Origin of the sequence: Bradyrhizobium sp., assembly GCF_047605465.1 — a bacterium.
Classification (GTDB): domain Bacteria; phylum Pseudomonadota; class Alphaproteobacteria; order Rhizobiales; family Xanthobacteraceae; genus Bradyrhizobium.
The window spans coordinates 73,141-98,522 of record NZ_JASGFS010000009.1; the positions used below are offsets into that span (position 1 = coordinate 73,141).

At 65.6% G+C, this 25,382-nt stretch carries 24 protein-coding genes; 6 read left to right on the plus strand and 18 right to left on the minus strand.

Annotation, left to right across the window (positions count from 1 at the left end):
* Positions 1-10: 10 nt before the first annotated feature.
* From QM712_RS11130 to QM712_RS11140, 3 genes are read left to right on the plus strand one after another with little or no spacing between them, the layout of a single operon-like run.
* Positions 11-586 carry a hypothetical protein gene (locus QM712_RS11130; protein ID WP_415023145.1) on the plus strand — a complete coding sequence of 192 codons (576 nt, stop codon included), beginning with the start codon at positions 11-13 and terminating at the stop codon, positions 584-586.
* 49 nt (positions 587-635) lie between these two features.
* Complete coding sequence (gene der / locus QM712_RS11135; RefSeq protein ID WP_415023146.1) at positions 636-2,018, plus strand: ribosome biogenesis GTPase Der; 1,383 nt, start codon at positions 636-638, stop codon at positions 2,016-2,018.
* A complete protein-coding gene (locus tag QM712_RS11140; RefSeq protein ID WP_415023147.1) occupies positions 2,015-3,268 on the plus strand; it encodes a TCR/Tet family MFS transporter in 1,254 nt (417 codons plus the stop codon). Before der ends, QM712_RS11140 begins: the two co-directional genes overlap by 4 nt.
* Before the next feature lie 52 nt (positions 3,269-3,320).
* Here the strand turns inward: QM712_RS11140 and QM712_RS11145 are convergent, their stop codons facing one another.
* The 6 genes from QM712_RS11145 to radA all read right to left on the minus strand — a co-directional run bounded on the left by QM712_RS11145 (position 3,321) and on the right by radA (position 10,649).
* Positions 3,321-4,547 (minus strand): ABC transporter substrate-binding protein, encoded by a 1,227-nt coding sequence (locus QM712_RS11145; RefSeq protein ID WP_415023148.1) that lies wholly within the window; start codon positions 4,545-4,547, stop codon positions 3,321-3,323.
* Between the two features lie 168 nt (positions 4,548-4,715).
* The gene (locus tag QM712_RS11150; RefSeq protein ID WP_415023149.1) at positions 4,716-5,879 is read right to left on the minus strand and encodes a hypothetical protein; all 1,164 of its coding nucleotides are present in this window, start codon (positions 5,877-5,879) and stop codon (positions 4,716-4,718) included.
* A 77-nt stretch (positions 5,880-5,956) separates the two neighbouring features.
* Positions 5,957-6,697 carry an SDR family NAD(P)-dependent oxidoreductase gene (locus QM712_RS11155; protein WP_415023150.1) on the minus strand — a complete coding sequence of 247 codons (741 nt, stop codon included), beginning with the start codon at positions 6,695-6,697 and terminating at the stop codon, positions 5,957-5,959.
* Positions 6,698-6,865: 168 nt separating this feature from the next.
* Positions 6,866-8,377, minus strand: coding sequence for an amidophosphoribosyltransferase (gene purF, locus QM712_RS11160; protein WP_415023151.1), 1,512 nt, complete (start codon positions 8,375-8,377; stop codon positions 6,866-6,868).
* A gap of 28 nt (positions 8,378-8,405) precedes the next feature.
* On the minus strand, positions 8,406-9,035 hold the full coding sequence (locus tag QM712_RS11165; protein WP_415023152.1) for a CvpA family protein: 630 nt from the start codon (positions 9,033-9,035) through the stop codon (positions 8,406-8,408).
* A gap of 168 nt (positions 9,036-9,203) precedes the next feature.
* Positions 9,204-10,649, minus strand: a complete 1,446-nt coding sequence (gene radA, locus QM712_RS11170) for a DNA repair protein RadA (protein ID WP_415023153.1) — start codon at positions 10,647-10,649, stop codon at positions 9,204-9,206.
* A 205-nt stretch (positions 10,650-10,854) separates the two neighbouring features.
* On the opposite strand from radA, the gene QM712_RS11175 reads away from it, so the two are divergent.
* Both QM712_RS11175 and QM712_RS11180 read left to right on the plus strand, forming a co-directional pair.
* A complete protein-coding gene (locus QM712_RS11175; protein WP_415023154.1) occupies positions 10,855-12,012 on the plus strand; it encodes an ABC transporter substrate-binding protein in 1,158 nt (385 codons plus the stop codon).
* The gene (locus tag QM712_RS11180) at positions 12,012-14,081 is read left to right on the plus strand and encodes a putative bifunctional diguanylate cyclase/phosphodiesterase (protein WP_415023225.1); all 2,070 of its coding nucleotides are present in this window, start codon (positions 12,012-12,014) and stop codon (positions 14,079-14,081) included. Before QM712_RS11175 ends, QM712_RS11180 begins: the two co-directional genes overlap by 1 nt.
* 12 nt (positions 14,082-14,093) lie before the next feature.
* On the opposite strand, the gene QM712_RS11185 is transcribed toward QM712_RS11180, so the two are convergent.
* The 10 genes from QM712_RS11185 to QM712_RS11230 all read right to left on the minus strand — a co-directional run bounded on the left by QM712_RS11185 (position 14,094) and on the right by QM712_RS11230 (position 21,849).
* Entirely contained in the window at positions 14,094-14,819 is a 726-nt protein-coding gene (locus QM712_RS11185; RefSeq protein ID WP_415023155.1) for a sulfite exporter TauE/SafE family protein, read from the minus strand.
* Positions 14,820-14,875: 56 nt separating this feature from the next.
* A complete protein-coding gene (locus QM712_RS11190) occupies positions 14,876-15,793 on the minus strand; it encodes a ribokinase (protein WP_415023156.1) in 918 nt (305 codons plus the stop codon).
* 19 nt (positions 15,794-15,812) lie between these two features.
* Complete coding sequence (gene rpiB, locus QM712_RS11195) at positions 15,813-16,259, minus strand: ribose 5-phosphate isomerase B (RefSeq protein ID WP_415023157.1); 447 nt, start codon at positions 16,257-16,259, stop codon at positions 15,813-15,815.
* A gap of 67 nt (positions 16,260-16,326) precedes the next feature.
* The gene (locus QM712_RS11200) at positions 16,327-17,121 is read right to left on the minus strand and encodes a transporter substrate-binding domain-containing protein (RefSeq protein WP_415023158.1); all 795 of its coding nucleotides are present in this window, start codon (positions 17,119-17,121) and stop codon (positions 16,327-16,329) included.
* 20 nt (positions 17,122-17,141) lie between these two features.
* Positions 17,142-17,900 (minus strand): amino acid ABC transporter ATP-binding protein, encoded by a 759-nt coding sequence (locus QM712_RS11205; protein WP_415023159.1) that lies wholly within the window; start codon positions 17,898-17,900, stop codon positions 17,142-17,144.
* A gap of 1 nt (position 17,901) precedes the next feature.
* Positions 17,902-18,570, minus strand: a complete 669-nt coding sequence (locus QM712_RS11210) for an amino acid ABC transporter permease (RefSeq protein WP_415023160.1) — start codon at positions 18,568-18,570, stop codon at positions 17,902-17,904.
* Between the two features lie 7 nt (positions 18,571-18,577).
* The gene (locus QM712_RS11215; RefSeq protein WP_415023161.1) at positions 18,578-19,261 is read right to left on the minus strand and encodes an amino acid ABC transporter permease; all 684 of its coding nucleotides are present in this window, start codon (positions 19,259-19,261) and stop codon (positions 18,578-18,580) included.
* 10 nt (positions 19,262-19,271) lie between these two features.
* Positions 19,272-20,171 (minus strand): NAD(P)-dependent oxidoreductase, encoded by a 900-nt coding sequence (locus QM712_RS11220; RefSeq protein WP_415023162.1) that lies wholly within the window; start codon positions 20,169-20,171, stop codon positions 19,272-19,274.
* A 33-nt stretch (positions 20,172-20,204) separates the two neighbouring features.
* Entirely contained in the window at positions 20,205-20,945 is a 741-nt protein-coding gene (locus QM712_RS11225) for a FadR/GntR family transcriptional regulator (protein WP_415023163.1), read from the minus strand.
* Between the two features lie 133 nt (positions 20,946-21,078).
* Positions 21,079-21,849, minus strand: a complete 771-nt coding sequence (locus QM712_RS11230) for an exodeoxyribonuclease III (protein WP_415023164.1) — start codon at positions 21,847-21,849, stop codon at positions 21,079-21,081.
* A 40-nt stretch (positions 21,850-21,889) separates the two neighbouring features.
* On the opposite strand from QM712_RS11230, the gene QM712_RS11235 reads away from it, so the two are divergent.
* Positions 21,890-22,108, plus strand: coding sequence for a cysteine rich repeat-containing protein (locus QM712_RS11235; RefSeq protein WP_415023165.1), 219 nt, complete (start codon positions 21,890-21,892; stop codon positions 22,106-22,108).
* Between the two features lie 61 nt (positions 22,109-22,169).
* Here QM712_RS11235 and alr read toward each other — a convergent pair whose 3' ends face one another.
* Both alr and QM712_RS11245 read right to left on the minus strand, forming a co-directional pair.
* On the minus strand, positions 22,170-23,447 hold the full coding sequence (alr, locus tag QM712_RS11240) for an alanine racemase (protein ID WP_415023166.1): 1,278 nt from the start codon (positions 23,445-23,447) through the stop codon (positions 22,170-22,172).
* Positions 23,448-23,487: 40 nt separating this feature from the next.
* Positions 23,488-24,999 (minus strand): replicative DNA helicase, encoded by a 1,512-nt coding sequence (locus QM712_RS11245; protein ID WP_415023167.1) that lies wholly within the window; start codon positions 24,997-24,999, stop codon positions 23,488-23,490.
* Positions 25,000-25,382: the final 383 nt, after the last annotated feature.

The following is a 25,382-nucleotide window of genomic DNA, read 5'->3' on the forward strand; positions in this document are numbered from 1 at the left end:
GGACATCAATATGCGCCGCACGCCACGTTTGATCGCAGCCGCCGTCCTGATCGCCTTTACGGGCGTTCTGGGCGGCTGCTCCAGCGGCGGGTTCGATCCGAGCGACCTTCTCGACTTCCTCGACACCAAGAAGAAGCTGCCGGGCGACCGCAAGCCGGTCTTCCCCGAAGGCGTCCCCGGCCTCGAGCAGGGCGTGCCGAAAGACATGTACAAGGGCGCGCAACAGCAGCAGGACCAGCAGAACGCTGCCGTTGCGGCGGCGCCTCCGGCCGCAGAGCCGCCACCCGAGCCGCCCAAATCGTCGAAATCCGCGAAGGCCAAGAAGAGCAAGCAGCCGGCCACGGCCGAGACGGCACCGGCTGAGGCGCCGGCCGGCGAAGTCGATGGCGAGGCCCAGCCCGAGGCGGCGCCGCCCGCGGCCACTCCGCCGCCCAAGCACAAGATCGTGCGCAAGCGCACCACCGCGCCTCCGCCGGATCAATCCGCCCAGACGGCCCAGCCCGCGCAATCGGCGCAGACCACGCAGCAACAGCAGTCACCGGGCGCTTTCCCGGCTCCGCTTCCGAGCGGCAGCTTCTCACGCTGATCCCTTCATTGCATTGACAGGCGCAGCCCCGGCAGCGCACGAATGACCGATGTCCTTCACGATCGCCATCATCGGCCGGCCCAATGTCGGCAAGTCGACGCTGTTCAACCGCCTGGTTGGGCAGAAGCTCGCGCTGGTCGATGATCTGCCCGGCGTCACCCGCGACCGGCGCGAGGGTGAGGCCAGGCTCGGCGACCTGCAGTTCACCATCATCGATACTGCCGGGCTCGACGAGGGCGCCAAGGGCTCGCTGACGGCGCGGATGCAGGAGCAGACGGAGACCGCGATCGCGCAGGCCGACGCGCTGTTCTTCGTGATCGATGCCCGCATCGGCCTGACGCCGACCGATCGCGCCTTCGCCGATTTCGCCCGCAAGGCCGACAAGCCGGTGCTGCTCATCGCCAACAAGAGCGAGGGAAAGCACGGCGACGCCGGTGCGATGGAGGCCTTCGCCCTCGGCCTCGGCGATCCCATCCAGATCTCCGCCGAGCACGGCGAGGGCATGGGCGAACTCTACGACGCGCTCAGCAAGCTCATGCCGGAGCCCGTCGACGAGGAAGAGGACGAGGACGACGAACCGATCTCCGAGGAAGAGGCCGCGACGCGCCCGATCCGGGTCGCCATCGTCGGCCGGCCCAATGCCGGCAAATCGACGCTGATCAACCATCTGCTCGGCGAGGAGCGCCTGCTGACGAGCCCGGAGGCCGGCACCACGCGCGATTCCATCGCAGTCGAGATCAACTGGAAGGGCCGCGATTTCCGCGTGTTCGACACCGCGGGCCTGCGCCGGCGCTCGCGTATCGAGGAGAAGCTGGAAAAGCTGTCGGTCGCGGACGCGCTGCGCGCGGTGCGCTTCGCCGAAGTGGTCGTGATGATGATGGACGCGCAGAACCGCTTCGAGGAGCAGGATCTGCGGATCGCCGACCTGATCGAGCGCGAAGGCCGCGCGGTGGTGCTCGCCGCCAACAAGTGGGACCTGATGGAGAGCAAGGGCGGCGGCGCGATCTCGGGTCTGCGCCGCGATGCCGACCACTGGCTGCCCCAGGTGAAGGGCGTGCCGATCGTCGCCGTATCCGGCTTGATGGGCGAGGGCATCGATCGCCTCATGCAGGCAATCCAGGACGCCTACGCGGTCTGGAACAGGCGCGTGCCGACGTCCGCGCTCAACCGCTGGTTCGAGCAGGCGGTCCAGGCCAATCCGCCGCCGGCGGTGTCGGGCCGCCGGCTGAAGTTGAATTACATCACCCAGACCAAGGCGCGCCCGCCGAGCTTCGTGCTGTTCTGCTCGCGCGCGGACGCGGTGCCGCAATCCTACCTGCGCTACCTGACTAACTCGATGCGCGAGGCGTTCGACCTGCCGGGCACGCCGGTGCGCATCACCCTGCGCGAGAAGGCCAATCCTTTCGCGCACAAGCGCAAGCGATTGTCGTGAGCGGCGAGACCGGTGAGCCTCCGTCAGGTGTGACACCGGTCCGGAGCAGCGCCGTCGCCTTCATCTTCGTCACCATCCTGCTCGACATGGTCGCCCTCGGCGTGATCATGCCGATCCTGCCGAAGCTCGTCGCGAGCTTCGTCGACAACGATGCCGCGCACGCGGCGCGCATCTTCGGCCTGTTCGGGACCGCCTGGGCGTTGATGCAGTTCGTGTTCTCGCCGGTGCTCGGTGCGCTGTCGGACCGCTTCGGACGCCGGCCGGTGGTGCTGCTGTCGAATTTCGGGCTCGCCGCCGACTACGTGCTGATGGCGCTCGCGCCGTCCCTGATCTGGCTGTTCATCGGCCGCGTGATCTCCGGCATCACCTCGGCGAGCATCTCGACGGCGTTCGCCTATATCGCCGACGTCACGCCGCCGGAGCGCCGCGCGGCGATCTTCGGCAGGATCGGCGCGGCATTCGGCGCCGGCTTCATCCTGGGGCCCGCACTCGGCGGCCTGCTCGGCGACATCGATCCACGCCTGCCGTTCTGGGCTTCCGCCGGTCTCAGTCTTGCCAACGCGCTCTACGGACTGCTGATCCTGCCGGAGTCGCTGGCGGCCGAAAGGCGCGCGCCCTTCCGCTGGTCTCATGCCAATCCGATCGGGGCGCTGCATCTCCTGCGCTCCCATGCCGTCCTCGCCGGGCTGTCGGTGGTCAATTTCATCGCTCAGGTCGCGCATGTGGTGCTGCCTTCGACCTTCGTGCTCTATGCGACGTACCGTTATGGCTGGGATTCCAAGACGGTCGGGCTGACGCTCGCGATGGTCGGCATCTGCGCCATGGTGGTGCAGGGGCTTGCGGTCGGTCCGATCGTGCGCGTGCTCGGTGAGCGGAATGCGCTGCTGCTCGGCTTGTACTGCGGAGCGCTCGGCTTCCTGATCTTCGGGTGCGCGCCGACCGGGCCGCTGTTCTGGATCGGCATTCCCGTGATGTCGTTGTGGGGAGTCTCCGGCGCGGCGATACAATCCCTGATGACGCGCCAGGTCGCTCCCGATCAGCAGGGACAGTTGCAGGGAGCGACCGCGAGCGTGCAGAGCGTATCGGAGCTCGTCGGCCCGTTCCTGTTCACGCTGACGTTTTCGTATTTCATCAGCGGAGGCGCGCCGCTGCCTCTGCCCGGCGCGCCATTCCTGCTTGCGGCTGTGCTGATGATCGTGTGCGTTGCAATTGCGGTGCGGACACTGACCGCGGCGAAGGACATCCCATAGGGTGGACACGGCGCTTTCGCGCCACGGCCCGCCCTACAGGTGCGTCTGTCTTCTATTTCTTCACCAGGGGGCAGTCGCTGTCCTTGAGGGGCTTTGCCGCATCTTCCGCCGGGATGGTGGCGATCAGCTTGTAATAGTCCCACGGTCCCTTGGACTCTTCCGGCTTCTTCACCTCGAACAGATAGGCCGGGATCAGGCGCCGTCCGTCCTCGCGCAGCGGGCCCTTGCCGAACAGCGGATCGTCGGTCGGAAGTTCCTTCATCTTGGCGACGACCTTGGCGCCGTCATGCGGGTTGCCGCCGAGGGCCTCGAGTGCCTTCAGGTAATGCCGCACGGCCGCATAGTTGCCGGCCTGCGTCATCGACGGCTTTGCCTTGTTGGCCGCCCGTTCCTGGAAGCGGGCCGACCAGGCGCGCGTGTCGTCGTTCAGGTCCCAGTAGAAGGATTCGGTGAAGGTCAGGCCGTGCGCGGTCTTGAGGCCGAGCGAGTGAACGTCGTTGATGAACAACAGCAGCGCGGCGAGTTTCTGACCGCCTTCGACGATGCCGAATTCGGACGCCTGCTTGATCGAGTTGGTGGTGTCGCCGCCGGCATTGGCGAGACCGACGATCTTGGCCTTCGAGTTCTGCGCCTGGAGCAGGAAGGACGAGAAGTCCGAGGTGTTCAGCGGATGCTTGACGCCGCCGAGCACCTTGCCGCCATTCGCCGTCACGACGGCCGTGGTGTCGCGTTCGAGCGCCGCACCGAAGGCATAATCCGCGGTCAGGAAGAACCAGGTATCACCGCCGGCCTTGGTCAGTGCCTTGCCGGTGCCGTTGGCGAGCATATAGGTGTCGTAGGTGTAGGAGATGGTATTGGCGTTGCAGGCCTTGCCGGTCAGATCGGCGCTGGCCGCACCCGAGTTCAGCAGGATGGCGTTCTTCTCCTTGACGAGATTGCTGATGGCGAGCGCCACGCCTGAGTTCGGCGTATCCGAGATCACGTCGACTTTCTCGGTGTCGATCCACTGCCGTGCAACATTGACGCCGACGTCCGGCTTGTTCTGGTGATCTCCGCCCAGCACGTCGATCTTCCAGCCCTTTGCGAGCAGGCCGGAATCCTCGACGGCCATCTTGATGGCCACCACGGCGCCGGGGCCGTTGATGTCGGCATAAAGGCTGGACATGTCGGTCAGGACGCCGATCTTTGCGGTCTTGTCCTGGGCGTAGGCGGATGATGAAAAACCGAAGGCGGCGAAGGCAAGAAGGGCCGCTGAGCGGCGAGCGAACGTCGTCGTCATAAAGGGTTTCCTCCATTGTCAAATATCCGGATGGCTCTCTTGTGGAGCCTTGTTCCGGGTGTTGGCTCTACCGTGTCCCGCGGTTTGCGGCAATGCGCCTAAAGCCGGATGATGCGGTGGCCTCGCGTCATCCGGCGGTTAACTTTTGGGCAGAGTGCGCTGCGGTCTTTACTTCAGCGCGTCGGAGGTCAGCTTGAATTTCTGGATGCGTTTTCCGGTGTCGACCTCGGCGGTATAGACGTTCCCCTTGGCGTCGATCGCCATGGCGTGCACCCAGTGGAATTGCCCGGCGTTGCGGCCGTTGTGTCCGAAGCTGCCGACTACGCTGCCGTCGTCGCGCTTGATGACCCTGATCTCGTTGTTTTCGCCGTCGGCGCTGAGCAGCCAGGTCTGCTTCGGATCGGGCCAGATCGCGATGTCCCACACCGCGCCGTTGCCGAGCGTGTTCTTCTCGAAGAAGAACTCCTTTACGAATGAGCCGTCCTTCTTGAACACTTGGATTCGGTTGTTGATGCGGTCGCAGACGTAGACGAGCCCGTCATTGGCGATCTTCACGCAGTGAACGGGATTGCCGAACTGTTGCGAGACGGGCGCCTTGGGATCGTAGGCGGCCTGCTTGTCGTCGTTCGGCTTGTTGCCATAGGCGCCCCAGTGCCGCTTGTAGGCGAGCGTCGTCGCGTCGAACACGATGACGCGGCGGTTGCCGTAGCCGTCGGCGACGTAGATTTCGTTCGCATCCTTGTCGAGCGCGGTCTCGGCGGGCTTGCCGAGTTGCGTCGTGTCGTTGCTGCCGAGGCTCGGTGCGATCTTGCCGATCTGGGCGACGAACTTGCCGTCGAGCGTGAACTTCAGGATCGCGTTGTCGTTGTCGGCGTTGCCGCCGATCCACACGAAGCCGCGCTCATCGACCTCGATGCCGTGCTCCCGGCCGACCCATTCATAACCCTGGCCCGGACCGCCCCAGGAGCGCAGGAGGTTGCCGTCGACGTCGAATTCGAGCACGGGCGGGGCCGACACGCAGCATTTCGAGCGCGGCGGGTCGAGGCTCGCGCCTTTCTCGTCGTCGGTGAGCGAACGCGGGCGATGGATCACCCAGATGTGGCCCTGCCAGTCGACGGTGATGCCGCCGACTTGTCCGAGGATCCAGTTGTTCGGTAATTGCTTCGGCCAGGAAGGATCGACGGCGAAGGTCGGGATGTCGCCCGCGGTCGCCATGCCGGGAAGACCGAACACGACGGCTGCAATCAGGATGGAGAAGGCGTGAGAGACACGTGCGAGCACAGGCTTCAGCCTTGCACGAGCAAGACCTGCGCAATCATGCCATGGTGCCATGGCGACCTCCCTTTTTGGCTTGCGGCTTGCTGCCGCTTGAGCGCGGGCAGTCAATCGCGGGGAGGCATCCGAGTCAATCAGGCCGGGGGACGGAAGCTCATCAGGCTGCGGGCCTTGTAGTCGTAGAACTTGCCGGTTTCGGTCCAGTCGGGTGCGCACATCGGCACGATGAATTCGGCGACCTGCTCGGGCGTGTCGAGAGTCGCCGGATCCTCGCCCGGCATCAGCGTGGCGCGCATCCGGGTGCGGATCGGACCCGGATTGAACAGGTTGACGCGCAGCGGCGTGTTCGCGGTCTCCTGCGCCCAGGCCCGGGCCAGCGTTTCCAGCGCGGCCTTGGAGGCGGCGTAGGGGCTGACATAGGCGGTGGCCTTGTTGGCGGCGCCCGAGGTGATGAACACGGCGCGCCCGGCGTCCGACTGCCTGAGCAAGGGCTCCATGCAGCGGATCAGCTGGAAGTTCGCGGAGACGTTGACCGCCATCACGTCGTTGAAGTTCTTCAACTCGATATGGCCGATCGGCGAGGACGGACCGAGCACGCCGGCATTGCCGACGAGGATGTCGAGCTTGCCGTAGCGCTCGTGCAGGCCTGCGCCGAGCCGTGCGATGCCGTCGGAATCGGTCAGGTTGAGCGGCACCAGCGTGGCGCTGCCGCCGTCCTTCCGGATTTCGTCGTCGAGCTCTTCCAGGCCGCCTTGCGTCCGCGCCGTCGCAACGATATGCGCGCCGGCCTTCGCGAGCGCTTTGGCGGTGGCGAAGCCGATGCCGCGGGAGGCGCCGGTGACGAGAGCGATACGGTTGGCGAGGGGCTTTGTCATGCGGGCGGTATTGCAGAGGTGCGCGGCCCGCACAAGCCCGCGGCATCGTCATTCCGGAGCGGTGCAAGGCATCCGACCCGGAAGCGAGAGGCTAAGATCCGTTGCAGGCCCCCCGGCGCCTCGGGCGTCGGGGGAAATCCTGCGGAGATCGGGATGGCTCCCGCGGTCTCAGCTTGCTTCGGCCAGCAGCGACAATTGCCGCTGTTGTGGCTCGGTCTGGGTCTGGTCGGTGAGATGCGTCGGATAGGCGCCGGTAAAGCAGTGATCCGAGAACTTCGGATTGGCCGGGTCGCGGCCGGGCTCGCCCATGGCGCGGTACATGCCGTCGATCGACAGGAAGGCTAGGGAGTCGGCGCCGATGATCTCGCGCATCTCCTCAAGCGAATGCGTCGCCGCCAGGAGGCCGCCGCGGTCGGGCAGGTCGATGCCGTAATAGTCGGGATAGATGATCGGCGGCGAGGCGAGGCGGAAGTGCACTTCGGTCGCGCCCGCATCGCGCATCATGCGCACGATCTTCTTCGAGGTGGTGCCGCGCACCAGCGAGTCGTCGATCAGGATGATCCGCTTGCCTTCGATCGCGGCGCGGTTCGCCGAGTGCTTCATGCGCACGCCGGATTCGCGGATTGCCTGCGTCGGCTGGATGAAGGTGCGGCCCACATAGTGGTTGCGGATGATGCCGAGCTCGAACGGCACGCCGGAATGCTGGCTGTAGCCGACCGCGGCGGGCACGCCGGAATCCGGCACCGGCACCACGACGTCGACCGGCACATGGCTCTCGCGCGCGAGCTGGGCGCCGAAGGCCTTGCGCACCTCGTACACGGAACGGCCGTGGACGATCGAATCCGGCCGGGAGAAATAGATGTATTCGAAGATGCAGGGCCGCGGCGCCGTTGGCGGGAACGGCTTGTGCACATCCTGGCCGTTCTCGTCGAACACGATGACTTCGCCCGGCTCGATGTCGCGGACGAAGCGCGCGCCGATGATGTCGAGCGCGCAAGTCTCCGACGTCAGGATCGGACAGCCGTCGAGATCGCCGAGCACCAGCGGGCGGATGCCGCGCGGATCGCGCGCGCCGACCAGCTTCTTGTTGGTCAGCGAGACCAGCGCATAGGCGCCTTCGATCTCGCGCAGCGCATCGATATAGCGTTCGATGAAGCGGCTGCGCCTCGAGCGCGCGACCAAATGAAGGATCACCTCTGTGTCGACGGTCGACTGCATCATCGCGCCGTTCTTCACGAGCTCGCGGCGCAGGGTGAGACCGTTAGTGAGGTTGCCGTTGTGGGCGACGGCAAGGCCGCCGGCGTTGAGCTCGGCGAACAGCGGCTGCGTGTTGCGCAGGATGGTCGCGCCGGTGGTGGAATAGCGGACATGGCCGACGGCCATGTTGCCGGGCAGGCGGTCGATCACCTCGCGGCGGGAGAAGGTGTCACCGACGAGGCCGAGGCGGCGTTCCGAATGAAACCGGCTGCCGTCGTAGGAGACGATGCCGGCGGCTTCCTGGCCGCGGTGCTGGAGAGCATGGAGGCCGAGCGCCGTGATGGCGGCGGCGTCCGGGTGGCCGTAGATGCCGAATACGCCGCATTCCTCGCGTAGCGTATCCCCCTCCAGGTCGTCCTGAAGCTCTAGCGCGGCCGGGCCGAGATCGAGATCATATTGGGCGTCCTGGTCAGGGTGTCGCATCTCGTCCGCGCCTCTCTCTGGGCTCAAATCAACGCGCCGCAGGTTTCTCGATCAGCTTTTTAAGGCTGTCACGAGCCGGTTTGCTGTATCCGTCGCCGCTGCCCGAAGGCTGCTGCTCGGAATCAGCTTGATCATCATCTGGTTTGTTTTTCTTGAATCTCTTCAAGATGGTGTTCTCGGGGTCGTCCGGCAAGAGGGACATCAGCCAATCCCCGGTTCCTTGCAGCACCACCCGGGATTTTGCCCCCGTGACCCAGTCCGGCCGCTGCTTGTCCGGCACGAGCCAGGTGAAGAACAGGAAGGCGACGACCACGATCAAAAGGCCGCGAGCCAGGCCGAACAGGAACCCCAAGGTGCGATCCAGCGCGCCGATCCGCGAATCCAGGATCATGTCGGAGATCCGGACGGTGATCACGGAGACCACGACCAGGGTGCCGACGAACACGCCCGCGACCACCACCACGCTCGCGACGGTGTCGTTGTTGAAATAGGTCTTTGCGGTCGGCAGCAGCTTGGAGAACGAGTAGAGGGTCACGATCGCCGCCGCGCCCCAGGCCGCGATCGACAGGATTTCGCGCATGAAGCCGCGGACCATGGCGAGCAGGCCCGAGATGAGCATCACACCGAGCAGGATCAGGTCGAGGATTGTAATCGGCATCGGCTGGTCTGGTCCGCTCGTACTCTCAAAGGTGCTCAGCGAATCGGTGTTTTGGCCGCCGCCCTAACTGAGGGGCAGACGGCCATTCGGGCAAGGCCGCAACCACGCAATCCCATGCTGCTTTTGTGACGGCTGTATAGCGGCGGGGGCGCGAGACGTCACCTCCGCCTAACCCTCTCCACGGCGGAATCTTGCCGGTGTGGCATTTTTCTCCGCCGGCGCATTCGGTTCACCCCGGCGGGAGCCGCGTGCGGCGATCTCGGCGACCAGAGTCGTCAGGCTGCCGACCGCATTGAGCGTGAGCCCGGCATCACCACCGGCTTCGCCGCGGGCCGATTCGGGCAATACGGCCCGCTTGAACCCGAGTTTCGCGGCCTCCTTGAGCCGGGCGGGGGTCTGTGCCACCGGGCGGACCACGCCGGACAGCGAAATCTCGCCGAAATAGACGGCATCGGTGGGCAATTGCGCATTGACCAGCGAGGATACCAGCGCGGCCGCGGCGGCGACATCCGCGGCGGGTTCGTGAATGCGCAGGCCTCCCGCCACGTTCAGATAGACGTCGTGGCCCGACAGCTTGACCCCGCAATGGGCCTCCAGCACCGCCAGCACCATGGACAAACGGCTCGGATCCCAGCCCACGACGGCGCGGCGCGGGGTTCCGAGCGAGGTCGGCGCGACCAGCGCCTGCAATTCGACCAGGACGGGTCGCGTGCCCTCGATGCCGGCGAAGACGGCCGTGCCGGGCGTGCCGAGATCGCGCTCGGACAGGAACAGCTCTGACGGGTTGGTGACCTCGCGCAGGCCGAGCCCCGTCATCTCGAACACGCCGATCTCGTCGGTGGGACCGAAACGGTTCTTCACCGCGCGCAAAATGCGGAACTGCTGCGAGCCTTCGCCCTCGAAGGACAGCACCGCATCGACCATGTGCTCGACCACGCGGGGACCGGCGATCTGGCCGTCCTTGGTGACATGGCCGACCAGGATGATGGCCGCGCCCGTCTTCTTGGCGAAGCGGATCAGGGCCTGCGCGGACGCGCGCACCTGGGTCACCGTGCCGGGCGCGGATTCCACCGTGTCGGTCCACATGGTCTGGATCGAGTCGATCACGATCAACCGGGGCACCGCGCCTTCGGACAGCGTCGACACGATGTCCTCCACCGACGTCTCGGCGGCGAGCTGCACCGGGGCATCGGACAGTCCGAGCCGCTCGGCGCGCAGGCGCACCTGCGCCACGGCTTCTTCGCCGGAAATGTAGACGATGCGATGCCCGGTGCGCGCCAGCATGCTGGTGGCCTGCGTCAGCAGCGTCGACTTGCCGATGCCGGGGTCGCCGCCCACCAGAAGCACCGAGCCGCGGACGAACCCGCCGCCGGTGACGCGGTCGAGCTCGGTCATGCCCGAGGACAGGCGCGGGGCATCCGGGCTTTTCCCGGCGAGGCTCTCCAGCGCAAATGTCCGTCCCTTGCGCTTGGAGCGGATCGACACGGGGACGCTGCCGGTCGGATCCTCTTCGGCGAGCGTATTCCACTCGCCGCAGGCGTCGCATTTGCCCTGCCAGCGGTTATAGGCCGCGCCGCAGTTCTGGCAGACGAAGGAAAGCGTGTTCTTGGCCATGGGGACAGCGAGTCGGGGGATGTCTACCGTGCGCTGATAGCACGGAATGACCGGCCGGAAGCGCGATCGCAAGCGCGCCGATCATCGCAATTCACTGCAATCGGTACACCGTTTGTTAGCTCTACACCGCCGCGACGGGCCGGACTTTGCCAAATGTTAGCGGACGGGGGTCCAGTTTCGGAACTAATAGGGGACGGCGGAGAAAATGACGAAACTCCTGCGACTATTGCTCGCTATGGCCATGACTGTCGGCGTCTTCGCGCCGGGCAGCCGCGCCGTGGCGGCGGACGGACGGCCCCTCAATATCGTCTTCGTGAGCCCGGGCAAGACCGGCGAAATCTATTGGGACATGGTCGCGCAGATCATGCAGGCGGCGGGCCGCAAGCTGAATGCGCATGTCGAGGTGCTCACCAGCGAGCGCAATTATCGCACCATGCAGGAGATGGGCCTCGGCGTGGTCGCGCGTGCCGACAAGCCCGACTTCCTCATCCTGTCGAACGAGGAATCCGCTGCGGTGCCGATCATGGAGGCTGCCGAGGCTGCCGGCGTCAAGACGCTGCTCCTGTCGAACTCGCTGATCGGCGAGGATGCGGTGCGTCTGGGACCCCCGCGTGTCAAGCTCAAGACCTGGCTCGGCGACATCACGACCGATCTCCAGACCGCGGGTGCGCGGATGGCCAATGCGTTGATCGGCGCGGCGCGCAACGAAAAATGGCAGAGCCCGGACGGCAAGATCCATCTTCTCGGAATCGGCGGCGACGAAATCACGCCGGCTTCGATCGCCCGTAATGCCGGGCTCCAGCTCGCGGTGGCGGCGGCCCCCGACGTGGTGGTGGACCGGATGCTGTTCGCCAACTGGACGCAATCGGAGGCCGAGCAGGTCGCCGCCAATTATCTCAGCTGGGCGTCGCGCAAGGGCATCCGTCCCGCGGGAATATGGGCCGGCAACGATCCGATGGCGCTCGGCGCGCTGAAGGCGGTCGCGGCGGCGGGCCTCGCGCCCGGCCGCGACATCCAGGTGGTCGGCCTCAACTGGTCGGATGACGCGCTGCGCGAGATCAAGGCCGGCCGCCTTCTCATGTCGGACGGCGGCCACTTCCTGCTCGGCGGCTGGTCGATCGTGCTCCTGCGCGATTATGCCGATGGTTGCGACTTTGCGGCGGTCTCGCCCCATGTCGAGGTCAAGACGTCCGCGATCACGCGCGACAATCTCGTCTCCGTGGGCGCGCTGATCAAGTCGCGCGCGTTCGACCGGATCGACTTCACGAAGTTCAGGGCGAAGCCGGGACGCTGCGGCGATTATGATTTCTCGCTGGACGCCATGATCTCGTCGCTCTCGCCTCCGAACGATGGCGGCGAGTGATGCGGGCAGGTGGCGGGATGACCGATCCGGAACGCACGGGACAGGCGGCGCCTTCGCGCTCCCGCTCGGTCGTGCGCGCGATGATCTGGGCGACCGTTCCGGTCCTGCTGCTGGTGCAGTTGCTCGCCTCCGCCGGTGTCGAGGTCTCGAGCTTCTGGTCGCAGATCAGGCTGCTCGACGCGCGCATCGCCCGTGTCGCCGAGAGCCGTGCCGAGCTGATCGCCGAGCCGCTCTGGAAGATGCGCTACGAGCAGGTGACGGGCGTGCTCAACGAGATCATGCACGACGAGTCGATTTCGGCAGCGGCCGTCTATGATGACACCGGAGCTGCGATCGCTCGCGTCGAGGCGCGGCCGGAAGGCCCGGCGGTCGCCGAGGTCTCGCGTCCCATCAATTACCGCAACGGCAATATCGCGGTCCAGGCCGGCCGCATCTCGATCGCCTATTCCTATGCGACGCTGTACGCGGATACGGGCAGCCGTCTGGTGCTGCTGCTCGTCGTCGGCCTGCTCGCGACGCTTGCAACCATGGTTGCGATGCGCATCTCGGCCAACATCTTCATCGGCAGGCCGCTCGCGGCGATGATGTCGGCGATCCAGCGCAGCAAGCAGGACGGCCGTGCCTATCCGGCCGACGTCAAATCGTCGAACGAATTCGGCCAGCTCGCGCGCGCCTTCAACGCCATGCAGCACACGACGTCGGGCGCGCTCGACCGGCTCGGGCACATGGCCTCGCACGACCCGCTCACCGGGCTGCCCAACCGCCGCTCGCTTTCCGACCGCCTCGCGATCCTCAGTTGCGATGCGAACTCGGCGGATTGCCTGGTCGCCTTCTGCTTCATCGACCTCGACGACTTCAAGGGCATCAACGACACCTTCGGTCACGATGCCGGCGACAAGTTCCTGGTTCACATTTCCGAGCGGCTTCGCGGCACGGTCGAAGCTGCGGACTGGGTCGCGCGCCTCGGCGGTGACGAGTTCGTGGTCATTCGTCCCGAAGTCAGCGGTCCCGAGGCCGCGCAGGCGTTCGCGCACCGCCTGCTGGATGCGATCTCCGAGCCGATCCGGCTGCACGACAAGCAGGTCGTGCCGCGCGCCAGCATCGGGCTTGCCGTGCGCCGCGCCGACGATCCCGAACTGTCGCATTTGCCGGCGCTCGCCGACATCGCGCTCTACCATGCCAAGAGCAAGGCGCCCGGCACCGTCGCGGTGCTGGACGAGGCGCTGCAGCGCGATTATCGCCGCCGCAGGGATCTCGAACTGGCGATCCCCGCGGGCTTCGCCGAGGGACAGTTTGAGGTCTGGTACCAGGGCCAGGTCGACATCGAGAGCCAGAGGGTCGTCGGCCTCGAGGCGCTTATCCGCTGGCGGCACCCCGAATATGGCGTGATCGGCCCGGGTGAATTCCTTCCGCTGATCGAGCGCAGCGGCAACAATGCGCGGCTGACGCGCTATGTGCTGACCGACGCCTGCCACGCACTGCAGCGGCTCGCCGCCGCGGGCAAGCCGGATATCCGCATCGCGATCAACCTGCCGCCGTCCGAGCTTGCCGACCATTCGCTGGCCGGCGAGATCGGCGAGACCTGCGATCGTCTTGGCGTCGCCGCCTCGTCACTGGAACTGGAGATCACCGAGGGATCCCTGATCAACAACATCGCCGGCGCATCGGAGACGCTGCGACGTCTGCGTCGCCTCGGCGCCACGATCGCGCTCGACGATTTCGGAACGGGTTACAGCTCGCTCGCGCATCTGCGCCGCTTTCCGCTCGACAAGGTCAAGATCGACAAGGCGTTCATCCGCGAGATCCCTGGAAGCGCCGAGGACAAGGCGATCGTCGGGATCATCGCCTCGCTCGCCGGCACGTTGGGCCTCACGCTGGTCGCCGAAGGCATCGAACGGGCCGAGCAGGCGCAGGCCATGCGCGAGATGGGCGTGAGGTTCGGGCAGGGCTTCCTCTATCAGCGGCCGCAGCCGCTCGAAGCCGCGATGCAATGGCTCGACAGCCAGGCAGCGTCGGAAAATCGCGTTCTCGCCGACAGCCCGTCGATCACGCCCGACTTCGCCGCCTGAGCGGTCGCGCCGTCACGGCTGCGATGCGTTCCAGAGCATCGAGAGTCCGGCCGCGATCATGATCGCATCCATCACCAGGCGGAACATGTCCGGCCTCAGGTGCAGCACGAAACGCTTTGCGATGAAGGCGCCTGACATCAGCGAGGAGCCTGCGACGAGGCCCTTGACGAAGACATCGCCCGTCAGCGCGCCGAAACGTTCGAAGGTCACCGACTTCGCGAAATAGAGGCCGAGCGAGGAGGCGGCCTCCGTTGCGAGGAAGGCGCCCTTGGACAGGCCGTAGAACAGGAACAGCGGAACGCTGAGCGGTCCGGTCGACACCACGATGCCGGTGAGATAGCCGATGACCGCGCCGCCGATCGCCAGGTGCCAGAGATTGGCCTTGAGGTCATGCCGCGCCAGCCAGTGCCGGACCGGGACCATCACGATCAGGAACGTGCCGATGGCGAGATCGACGGCGTGCGAGGGGAGCGCGAGCAGGGTGCGCGCACCGAGTGCCGCGGCCGGGATCCCCGTGACCGAATAAGCCGCGCAGGCCCGCCAGTCGACCTCGCGCCACCATGCCAGGATGCGCGAGAAATTCGCCATCACCGACGCGACCGCCATGATCGGTACGGCTTCCTTCGGGCCGTAGGCATAGACCAGCACCGGCATCAGCATGATCGACGAGCCGGTGCCGACGATCCCTGAGATGATGCCTGCGACGAGGCCGACGCTGAGGACGAAGAGAAGGGCCAAGGCGGTCTCCACGAATCGGGAGACTCTAGCCGCGAGCCGCGATGGGCGCGATCCGTCTAGGCGAGGGAGCCTATTGCGCTGCGCCGCGGCATGCCCGCCTGGGCACCGGCGCTGAGACACTTCAGTGCGGCGGCCTCGCAGCTCACCTCGAGCGCGCGCTGCAGGGACTCTCCTTCGCTCAGCATGGCAGCGAACACGCCGACGAAGGTGTCGCCGGCCCCGGTCGTGTCCACGGGCATGATCCGGGGGGCGGGCGCGCGCAGACGGGCTCCATCGGCTGTCACCGCCAGCGCTCCCGATGCGCCCGCGGTCACGATGCAGGTGAGGTTGCCCGTCCTGGCGAGTTCGGCGGCCGCGGCTTCGTAGTCGGACGAGGCGAGCCCGATCGCGGCGGCGGCGTCGAGCGCCTCGTGCTCGTTGACGAGGAGATGGTCGGTGACGGAGAGAAGCTCCGTGACCATCCGGCGGGTCATCTTTTCCGGAACGGGCGCAAGGTTCCAGACCACCGTGCCGGATGCCGAAGCGGTGCGGCGCGCGGCCTCGAGCGCCTGCGCGACGGGAATTTCCATCTGAAGCACGAGGATGGTGCCAGAATTGACGAGCGCGGCGGACAGATCACCGGCACTCGCAGTCATGTTGGCGCCGCTCGCCACCGTGATCGCGTTCTCGCCGGCCTGATCGACCGTGATGAAGGCGCAGCCGGTCGGTTCGTCGGATCTGACGATGAGAGTGCTGTCGACGCCGTTCGCTCCGAGATTCCCGATCGCGCTGTCGCCGAATCCGTCTCGACCGACACGGCCTGCCATCCGGACGCGTCCCGGTCCGGCGATCCGTGCCGCGGCCACCGCCTGATTGGCGCCCTTGCCGCCGAAATGCGTCTGGTAGGACGGTGCGAGCACCGTTCGACCCGGGCCGGGAATGACCGGGACCTGCGCGACGAGATCGATGTTGAGCGATCCGAAGACCAGGATCATGGCTGGCAGGCCCCTGGACTCAGCCTTCTTCGTCCATGACGCGAAGCTTCTCGACCCGGCGGCGGAAATCCTCATCCGTCGAAAATTCGGCCGACAGGTAGGAAGAGACGAGATCCACGGCGAGCCAGGCGCCGACGATCTGCGCGCCGATGCACATGATGTTGACGTCGTCATGCTCGACGCACTGATGAGCCGAATGGATGTCGTGGCAGACCGCGGCGCGAATGCCCTTCATCTTGTTGGCCGCGATCGAAGCGCCGACGCCGGTGCCGCACACCATGATCCCACGCGCGACTTCGCCGGAGGTCACCTTATGCGCCACGGCTCGCGCGATGTCGGGGAAGTCGACCGGCTTGTCGTCATAGGAACCGACGTCGACGACGTCGTGGCCGAGGCTGCGGATGTGATTGATGACGGTCTGCTTGAGCGGCCATCCGGCGTGGTCGGATCCGATGACGATGCGCATGTGATTTCCTTTTCGATTGTCCTTTGACCGTGATAGCCGCGGCCGGCCGTCACGGCTTTGCTCCGGTTCAGCCACGCATGTCGGGCGGCAGCTCGACCCCGTGGAATTTCTTGTAGATCGCGTTCAGCTTGCCGTTCTTGATGTTCTCGGCAATCCAGGCGTTGAGCTTGTCCATCAAGCGTGGTTCGCCCTTCTTCAGGCCGATCGCGAGATCGAAGGTCGCGAGCGGAATCCTGGACTCGAAGACGCGAGCCGGATTCTTCACCCCGATCTGGTTGATGATCGTCGCCGACGTGCCGACACAATCGACCTGGCCGGAGACCGCAGCCGTCACCATGGTGGCGTCGTCGTCGTAGCGGGAGATCTTGAGGTCCTTGTCCTTCATGTTGGACAGCAGCGTGTCCTGCGTGGTGCCGCGCGAGACGCCGATCGCCTTGTCCTTCACGTCGGGCCAGTCCTTGATGGTCGAGGACTTCAGGCAGCCGATGTCCGACTGCAGCGTCGCGTAGCGCTTGGTGAAGTCGATGACCTTGGCTCGCTCCGGCGTCACCGAGAGGGTCGAGATGATGATGTCGGCTTTGCCGGTCAAGACGTTCGGGATGCGGGTTGCGCCGGTGGTCTGGATGAATTCGAGCTCGAGTCCCCAATCCTTCGCGAGCAGCTGAGCCACTTCGACGTCGGAGCCGGTCGCTTTCATGTTGCTGTCCATCATGCCCGAGGGCGGGATGGCGACATCGGTCGAGATACGGATCTTCTTGGCCTGCACGATGTCGTCGAGCAGGTCGGCCGAAGCCGGTGTCGCAGCCATCACGATGAGGCTGCAAAGCGCGGCGGCGGTCCCCAGCAATATCCTGCTTGTCATCCTTGGTTCTCCTCTCCTTGTTATGATTTCAGATTGCCCGTGCCGACGAACTGCATCAGCTCGGGGGTCGTTGGCGACGTCAGGATCGAGGCGGGTCCGGTCTCATGGACCTTGCCGCGATGCATGAAGACGATCCGGTCGGCGATGCTCTTCGCAAATCCCATCTCGTGGGTGACCATCACCATGGTCATGCCGTCCGCGGCGAGCTGCTCGATCACCTTGAGCACCTCGGCGGTCAGCTCGGGGTCGAGCGCGGAGGTGACTTCGTCGAACAGCATGACCTTCGGCTGCATCGCCAGCGAGCGGGCGATTGCCGCACGCTGCTGCTGGCCGCCGGAAAGCTGTTCGGGATAGGCGTGCAGCTTCTCCTCGAGCCCGACCTGCGCGAGGACCTTGCGCGCGAGGTCCTTTGCCTGGCCGGCGGCCATGCGCTTCACCGAACAGGGCGCCAGCGTGATGTTCTGCTCGATCGTCAGATGCGGAAACAGATTGTAGCTCTGGAAGACGATGCCGACGTCCTGACGCAGGGCGCGCAGGTCGACGTCCGGCCGGTCGACCAGGTGGCCGCAGACGACGATCTCGCCGCCGTCGACCTTTTCGAAGCGGTCGATGCAACGCAACGCCGTGCTCTTGCCGGAGCCGGAACGGCCGATGAGGGCGAGAACCTCGCCTCGCTCGACGGCGAAGCTCACGCCATCGAGGACCCGAAGCGGGCCAAAGCTCTTCTGCACGTCGCGGAGCGACACGATCGGTTCGGAAGGAGAGGGAGTTTGCTGCATGTCAGGCCGGAGCGAGGTTGACCCTGCCACGCTCCATGCGCCGTTCGAGCCTCTGGCTGAGCAGCGATAGTGGGTAGCACATGGCGAAATAGATGACGGCGATGATGGCGTAGATGGCGAATGGTTCGAACAGCGAGTTGTTGACGATCTGGCCCGAACGCATCAGTTCGACGAAGCCGACGACCGAAGCTAGGGATGTGTTCTTGATGATCTGCACCATGAAGCCGACGGTCGGAGGCGTCGCGATGCGGATCGCTTGCGGCAGGATCACCTTCGTCATGCGCTGGGTCCGGCTCAGCGCAAGGCCTTCGGCAGCCTCCCATTGCGGCTTCGGCACCGACTGGATGCAGCCGCGCCAGATCTCGCCGAGATAGGCGGCGACATAGAGCGTCAGCGAGGCCCCGGCAGCGACGATCGGCGAGACCTGAAGGCCGATCGCCGCAAGGCCGAAATAGCCGAGGAACAGGATGACCAGCAGGGGTGTGCCCTGGATGAGCTGAACGTAGGCGCCGCTGGCCAGCCGCACGGATTTGAGCGGCGATATCCGGGCGAGCGCAATCGCGAAACCGACGATGCCGCCACCCACCAGTGCAATCACGGACAATCCGATCGTCCATAGCGCGCCATGGCCTAGGAAGAGCAGATGGTTGATGTTGAGATGTCCGCCCATGGTCATCTCACAAGGGCGTGCCGAGCCGGCGCCGGCGCGGAAACAGCACGAGGCCGAGGCCCCAGAAGCCCGCCCGCATCACGAGGGACAGGATGATGTAGAGGACGGCGACGATGATGTAGGTCTCGAAGGCGCGATAGGTATCCGACTGGATGTAGTTGGCGACCGCGGTGAGCTCTTCGGCGGAGATCTGCGAGCAGACGGAGGAGGCTAGCATCAGCAGGACGAACTGGCTCGTGAGCGCCGGGTAGACCCGCTCGATGGCCGGCAGCAGGATGATGTGCCAGTAGATCTGGACGCGCGACAGGGCGAGCCCTTCGGCGGCCTCGATCTGTCCGCGCGGGATCGCCTCGAAACCGGCGCGCATGATCTCGGCGGTATAGGCGCCGACATTGATGGTCAGCGCCGCCACGGCCACGGTGAATGCGGACAGTTTCAAACCGAGGCTGGCCAGCCCGAAATAGACAAGGAAGATCTGCACCAGCAGCGGAGTGTTGCGGATGGTCTCGACATAGATCCTGCACGCGCTCGCGATCAGCGTGTTGCGAGTGCCGCGCCCGACCGCTGCGAGCGTGCCGAGCGCGGCGCCGAGCACCGTCGCGAAGGCCGCAAGCTCCAGCGTGAGGGCGGCGCCGCCGAGGAAACTCGGCCAGCGCTCCAACACTGCGGGAAAGTCGAGTTGCAGGCTCATCGCTGTGAGTTCAGCCCGTGGTCTGGTTGGTCATGCGGTCGTAGACGCGGAACAGTGCCTGGTTGCCATTGCTGCCTTCGCCGTGGGCACGGGCGTCGACATACTGGCTGGTGACGAGCGCGGTGCCGGGCAGCGGCACGCTCAGCGCCTGGGCCTGTTCCTGCACCAGGCGGAGGTCCTTGAGTTGCAGGTCGATCCGGAAGCCCGCGGAGACGTCACCCGCGATCATTGCGGGGCCGAGCTTGTCGAGCATCCACGATGCCGCCGAGCCGCCGAGCAGCACCCGGCGCAGCAGATCGAGATCGACGCCCGAGGCGCGCCCGAGCGCGAGCGCCTCGCAAATTGCCTGGATGTTGATGCCGCAGATGAGCTGATTGCAAAGCTTGACGGTCTGGCCGGCGCCGGCCGCGCCGACATGCGTGATGGTCGTGCCCATCGCGCGGAAGAACGGCTCGGCTCTCGCAAAGTCGTCGGCATCGCCGCCCGCCATGATCGAGAGAGCGGCGTTCTTCGCGCCCAACGGCCCGCCCGAGACCGGCGCATCGACGAAACCGATGCCGGCCTGCTTCAGATCGGCATGGATGCGACGCACGGCGACCGGAGATATCGTGCTCATGTCGACGATGAGCTTGCCGGTCGGGGGCGACTTCAGGAGGCCGTGCTCGCCGTAGATCGTCGCCTCGACGTGGGGGGTGTCGGGCAGCATGGTGATGACGATATCCGTGGCGCGTGCGGCATCCGCCGGATCGTGCGCGCGCGTTGCGCCGTCCTTGACGATATCGGCCATAGCCGCCTCGTTGAGGTCGAAGGCACGCACCGAGTGTCCAGCCTTGAGGAGGTTGCGGACCATCTCCTTGCCCATCGTGCCGATGCCGATGAAGCCGACGCTGCCCTTGTCATCTCGTCCCATGTCGATCGTCCGTTTCCCGGTTGATATTTGCGATCAGCGCGAGGCGCTGGTCTTGTCGATGTCGCCGACGACGGCCCGCCGCCGGTATTCGTCGCCGATGGCGAAATGCTTGCGCAGCGTCGCATCCGCCCGCTCGGGGTCGCGCGCGATCACTGCCTCGAAAATCCGCCGGTGATCGTCGATCAGATAGGTCTTCATCGACGGAAAGGCCTGGACCAATTCGCGACGGCTGCGATGCGAATGAGTGAGCAGGCCCGCCATCGAATTGTGCAGGACCGTCAGCGTTTCCGAGCGCGACGAGACGACGATGGCGCGGTGAAATTCGAAGTCGGCGATGCCGCCGGCATCGGCCTCGTCGATCGTCTCCTCGATCCTTGCGAGCGCACGCTGCAGGCGTTCGAAATTGGCGATGTTGGCGCGCTCGCAGGCGAGCCTGATGGCCTGGCATTCGATCGCGACGCGCGCCTGCATCACGTCGTCGACCATGTCGGCCTGTTGGGCGAGCGCGAAAGTGAAGAAGTCGTTCAGCACGGAGACGTCGGGCCGCGTCACCACGGTGCCGATACGATCTCGGATCTCGACGATGCCGAGCATGGTGAGGGCGCGCAGCGCCTCGCGCACGATCGGCCGGCTGACGCCGAGGAGGCTGGCGAGTTCACGTTCGGAGATCAGGCGGTCGCCGGGCTTGAGCGAGCCCGCAAGCAGGCGTTCGCGCAAGAAGGCGAACACCTTCTCGAAGCCCTTATCGCCTTCGGCCGCACGCTTGAGTTCCATCCCGGTCTCTTTTTGGTCTGATCTTGGTTAGACCAGTAGGATGACCAGAGCTCGGAGGTCAAGAGCCTTTCGTCTGGTTGTGCGTCGGAAAATGGGGAGGGCAGGTTGCCGTGGTGGGGCGCGGCCGGGTGCGTTAGCGGAGAACGATCCAGGCCGGCGCATGATCGCTGGCCCCGTCCAAGCCGCGAATCTCTCTGTCGACGCCGGCCTTTGCGAGGCGCGAGACGAGGACAGGACTAATCAGGAGATGATCGAGCCTGAGGCCCGCATCGCGCGGCCAGCGGTTCCGCTTGTAGTCCCAGAACGTGTAGACCCGCTTCTCCGGATGCAACTCACGGAGGACGTCGCACCAGCCTTGCTTGACGAGCGCGGCAAACGCGGCGCGGCTCTTCGGCTGGATCAGCGCGTCCTTGTCCCATGAGCGCGTCGGATAGATGTCGATCGCGGTCGGCGCGACGTTGTAGTCGCCGGCGAGAACGACGGGCAGATCCTGCTTGATGAGCGAACTGGCGTGGCGCCTGAGCCGCGCGAACCAGTCGAGCTTGTAGTCGAATTTCGGGCCGGGCTGCGGGTTGCCGTTGGGCAGGTAGATGCTGGTGACGATGACACCACGAACCGCGGCCTCGATGTAGCGCGCTTCCTGGTCGCCGGGCTTTCCCGGCAATCGATCGCGCGTCAGCACGGGCTCTGCGTTGCGGGCGAGAATGGCGACGCCGTTCCAGGTCTTTTGTCCGCGCCATACCGCGCCGTAGCCGGCTTTTTCGATGGCGTCGGCCGGAAATTCGCCATCACTTGCCTTCAATTCCTGAAGCGCGACGACATCGGGCTTTGCTGCCTTGAGCCAGTGCAACAGGTTCGGCAGGCGGCGGTTGATGTTGTTGACGTTGAATGTCGCAATCTTCATGTAGAGCTGAAGGCTTCTGCATCCCGATACCGGAGATAAAATGTCCAGGCTGAGCTTTGCCGCAATCGCACTCGTCGTCGCGCTCTCCGGAGCCGCATCGGCACAATCGTCCGATCAGCGCGGTGCGTGCAAGGTGGATTATGACAAGTTCTGCGCCGGCATCGCACCCGGCGGCGGCCGCATCGTGGCCTGCCTCAACGGCAAGCGCGATCAGCTCAGCGAGGCCTGCAAGGCAGCGCTGGACAGCCGCAAGAAGTAGCTCTCGCGGTCCGGCAAAAGCGCAACGCGCTGCACTTGCGCCCGGGACTCAGACTTGTTGCTCAGCTCGGCAATGGCGGTGGAGCCGTCGGCTGCTCGGTCGACGGCGGGGAGGACGGCTGTTCGGCCGCCTGCGTGGGCTCCGGCTTCGTCAGCGGCGCGACCTCGTGGCCGCCCTTGTAGACGCGGGCATAGCGGCGGCCGAGGCTGGTCAAGACCTCGTAGCCGATGGTGCCGAAGTGATGGGCGAGCTCGTCGACCGTGATGCCGTCGCCGAGCAGCGTCACCATATGGCCGCGCCGGGCCGCATTCGGCGGCAGATCGGTGATGTCGATCGCGATCAGGTCCATGGAGATGCGTCCGGCGATCGGGCAGCGTTTGCCGGCGACGACCACTTCGGCGCCGCGCGTGCCGTCATTGGAGCTGGCGGCGCGGAAATAGCCGTCGGCATAGCCGACCGCAATGATCGCGAGCTTGGTCGGCCGCCGCGCGGTCCAGGTGCCGCCATAGCCGACGGTCTCGCCGCGCTCGACATTGCGGATCTGCACGATGCGCGCCTTGAGGTCGACCACCGGCTGCATCGGATTGTCGGCCTCCGGCGTTGGATTGACGCCGTAGAGCGCCGCGCCGGGCCTCACTATGTCGAACTGGAACGCGGCGCCCAGGAAGACACCGGAGGAATTGGCGAGTGTGGCCGGGACGCCGGAGAATTCGCTGGCGATGCCTCGAAAGGCCGCAAGCTGCTTGGCGTTTGCGGGATTGTTGAGCTGCTCGGCCGAGACCAGATGGCTCATCACCAGCGCGATGCCATGGTCGCCGGCGTTGATCCGGGGAATGATGGCCTGCGCTTCCGCAAGCGTCAGTCCGAGCCGATTCATGCCGGTGTCGACGTGGATCGCCGCGCCGCCGGACCAGCCGGTGCGACGGCAGAACACGTCCCACTCGGCGAGCTCGTTGAGGTCGCCGATCACCGGACGGCAGTTGATCTTGGCGTAGTGCTCGCCGGTATTCTGGAAATAGCCGCCGAGCACGTAGATCGTGATCTCGGGCACGGCCTCTCGCACCGTGCGCGCTTCCTCGATGGTCGCGACGAAGAATGTCTTGCAGCCGGCCTTGGCAAGCGCCTGCGCGACTTGCCCGGCGCCGCAGCCGTAGCCGTCGGCCTTGATCACGGCGGCGCATTCTGCGGGAACCGCCGTCTTCTCGAGCTTGCGCCAGTTGGCGATGACCGCGTCGAGATCGACGGTGAGCACGCCGCCGTAAGCTGCGAGCGCGGCAGCCTGATTGGCATCGGCGGAGAGAAGGCCGGTCTGCGGGATCATCTTCGGATCGGACGCCATGCCGCCGTTTTACGCAAGAGGCTGGTTCTGTTCAAGGAACTCAGTAGTCGCCACCGCTGCGCGCCGGCAGCTGAGCGTCGGGCGCAAGGTCGCCGAACCGCGTGACCGAGGCTTCGAATGCCAGATCGACGGTGCCGGTCGGGCCGTGGCGCTGCTTGCCGATGATGACTTCGGCCTTGCCGTGCGCAAGGTCCATGTCCAGGCGCCACTTCTCGTGCTCGGGCGTGCCCGGGCGCGGCTCCTTCATGGCGAGGTAATATTCCTCCCGGTAAACGAACAGCACGACGTCGGCGTCCTGCTCGATCGATCCGGATTCACGCAAGTCGGAGAGCTGCGGCCGCTTGTCGTCGCGGGATTCGACCTGGCGCGAAAGCTGGGACAGCGCGATGACGGGAACATTGAGTTCCTTGGCGAGCGCCTTCAGGCTGGTCGTGATCTCCGTGATTTCCTGGACGCGGCTGTCGCTGGCGCGCTTGCCCGAGCCGGAGAGCAGCTGGATGTAGTCGATCACAAGGAGATCGAGACCTTTCTGTCGCTTCAGCCGGCGCGCGCGGGCCATCAGCTGTGCGATCGACAGGCCGCCCGTCGCGTCGACGTAGAACGGCAGCGACTGCAGCTCGATCGAGACCTCGCGGATCTTGTCGAAATCGGTTTCCGAAATACCACCGCGGCGGATGTGGGAGGAGGGAATGCCTGTGCGCTCGGCCACGATACGCGTGGCGAGCTGGTCGGCCGACATTTCGCAGGAGAAGAACCCGATCACGCCGCCATTGGCGGCCTTCGTGGTGCCGTCGGCCTGGAGCTCCGGAATGTAGGCTTGCGCGACGTTGTAGGCGATGTTGGTCGCCAGCGACGTCTTGCCCATGCCGGGACGTCCCGCGACGATGATGAGGTCGGAATGCTGGAGGCCGCCCATCTTGGTGTCGAGGTCGCGCATGCCCGTCGAGATGCCGGACAGCTTTCCGTCGCGCTGGAACGCCTTGGCCGCGAGATCGACCGCAACCGTCAGCGCCTGCGAGAATTTCTGGAAGCCGCCGTCATAGCGGCCGGATTCGGCGAGCTCGTAGAGGCGGCGCTCGGCATCCTCGATCTGCGCGCGCGGCGCGAAGTCGACCGGGGCGTCATAGGCGACGTTGACCATGTCCTCGCCGATGCCGATGAGGTCGCGCCGCAGTGCGAGATCATAGATGGTGCGGCCGTAGTCCTGGGCGTTGATGATGGTCGTGGCCTCGGCCGCCAGCCGCGCCAGATATTGGCCGATGGTCATGCCGCCGACATCGGTGTCCGCCGGCAGGAAGGTCTTCAGTGTCACCGGCGTGGCGATCTTGCCCATCCGGATCAGGCTGGCGGCGGTCTCATAGATGGTCTGGTGCAGGGGCTCGAAGTAATGCTTCGGCTCCAGGAAGTCGGAGACGCGGTAGAAGGCGTCGTTGTTGACCAGGATCGCGCCCAGAAGGCTCTGTTCCGCCTCGATATTGTGTGGCGCGCTCCGGTAGGCGGGAGTTCCAGCTTCGGGCGCGAGTTTGAGGACGTTCGAATCAGTCAGGGCCATGATCCAGCGATAGCAATTTTCTGGGGCGGATACGGGGCCGGGATAAAGCGCCGCCTCGGCTCAAAGCGGAAGCAAAAGCTGATCGCTATCAACCGATCATTAAAGCGGTGGATGACTGGCGGCCGCCGCACGCGCCGCGCTTGACGGAATTTCGTGGAACTTGGCCGCGTGAAATCAACCGCCGCACCACGGAAAAATCCGGATGGAGTGAACCTTATGCGTCGGGAGGCTGACTTATCGAAGAGCGTGAGATGGCGTCGCCGGGAGCTTTCGGCTCGGATTCAGACCAGCAGAAGGTAGACCAGCGCAACCAGGGCCGCGCCGACGCCAGTGGCGATCAGGGCGTAGTCGGTGCGGAGGTCGTCCTGCAGGTCGACTGAAGG

What these genes read in the sequence shown, in the direction of transcription:
- rpiB (WP_415023157.1), bottom strand. Translation starts at nt 16,259, where the DNA reads ATGCGCATCGTCATCGGATCCGACCACGCCGGATGGCCGCTCAAGCAG.
- QM712_RS11155 (WP_415023150.1), bottom strand. Translation starts at nt 6,697, where the DNA reads ATGACAAAGCCCCTCGCCAACCGTATCGCTCTCGTCACCGGCGCCTCC.
- QM712_RS11145 (WP_415023148.1), bottom strand. Translation starts at nt 4,547, where the DNA reads ATGACGACGACGTTCGCTCGCCGCTCAGCGGCCCTTCTTGCCTTCGCC.
- alr (WP_415023166.1), bottom strand. Translation starts at nt 23,447, where the DNA reads ATGGCGTCCGATCCGAAGATGATCCCGCAGACCGGCCTTCTCTCCGCC.
- QM712_RS11165 (WP_415023152.1), bottom strand. Translation starts at nt 9,035, where the DNA reads ATGCCGATTACAATCCTCGACCTGATCCTGCTCGGTGTGATGCTCATC.
- QM712_RS11175 (WP_415023154.1), top strand. Translation starts at nt 10,855, where the DNA reads ATGACGAAACTCCTGCGACTATTGCTCGCTATGGCCATGACTGTCGGC.
- radA (WP_415023153.1), bottom strand. Translation starts at nt 10,649, where the DNA reads ATGGCCAAGAACACGCTTTCCTTCGTCTGCCAGAACTGCGGCGCGGCC.
- QM712_RS11230 (WP_415023164.1), bottom strand. Translation starts at nt 21,849, where the DNA reads ATGAAGATTGCGACATTCAACGTCAACAACATCAACCGCCGCCTGCCG.
- QM712_RS11190 (WP_415023156.1), bottom strand. Translation starts at nt 15,793, where the DNA reads ATGATCCTGGTCTTCGGATCGCTCAACATCGATCTCGTCGCGCAGGTC.
- QM712_RS11150 (WP_415023149.1), bottom strand. Translation starts at nt 5,879, where the DNA reads ATGGCACCATGGCATGATTGCGCAGGTCTTGCTCGTGCAAGGCTGAAG.
- QM712_RS11210 (WP_415023160.1), bottom strand. Translation starts at nt 18,570, where the DNA reads ATGGGCGGACATCTCAACATCAACCATCTGCTCTTCCTAGGCCATGGC.
- QM712_RS11130 (WP_415023145.1), top strand. Translation starts at nt 11, where the DNA reads ATGCGCCGCACGCCACGTTTGATCGCAGCCGCCGTCCTGATCGCCTTT.
- QM712_RS11205 (WP_415023159.1), bottom strand. Translation starts at nt 17,900, where the DNA reads ATGCAGCAAACTCCCTCTCCTTCCGAACCGATCGTGTCGCTCCGCGAC.
- purF (WP_415023151.1), bottom strand. Translation starts at nt 8,377, where the DNA reads ATGCGACACCCTGACCAGGACGCCCAATATGATCTCGATCTCGGCCCG.
- der (WP_415023146.1), top strand. Translation starts at nt 636, where the DNA reads ATGTCCTTCACGATCGCCATCATCGGCCGGCCCAATGTCGGCAAGTCG.
- QM712_RS11180 (WP_415023225.1), top strand. Translation starts at nt 12,012, where the DNA reads ATGCGGGCAGGTGGCGGGATGACCGATCCGGAACGCACGGGACAGGCG.
- QM712_RS11235 (WP_415023165.1), top strand. Translation starts at nt 21,890, where the DNA reads ATGTCCAGGCTGAGCTTTGCCGCAATCGCACTCGTCGTCGCGCTCTCC.
- QM712_RS11200 (WP_415023158.1), bottom strand. Translation starts at nt 17,121, where the DNA reads ATGACAAGCAGGATATTGCTGGGGACCGCCGCCGCGCTTTGCAGCCTC.
- QM712_RS11220 (WP_415023162.1), bottom strand. Translation starts at nt 20,171, where the DNA reads ATGGGACGAGATGACAAGGGCAGCGTCGGCTTCATCGGCATCGGCACG.
- QM712_RS11215 (WP_415023161.1), bottom strand. Translation starts at nt 19,261, where the DNA reads ATGAGCCTGCAACTCGACTTTCCCGCAGTGTTGGAGCGCTGGCCGAGT.
- QM712_RS11245 (WP_415023167.1), bottom strand. Translation starts at nt 24,999, where the DNA reads ATGGCCCTGACTGATTCGAACGTCCTCAAACTCGCGCCCGAAGCTGGA.
- QM712_RS11225 (WP_415023163.1), bottom strand. Translation starts at nt 20,945, where the DNA reads ATGGAACTCAAGCGTGCGGCCGAAGGCGATAAGGGCTTCGAGAAGGTG.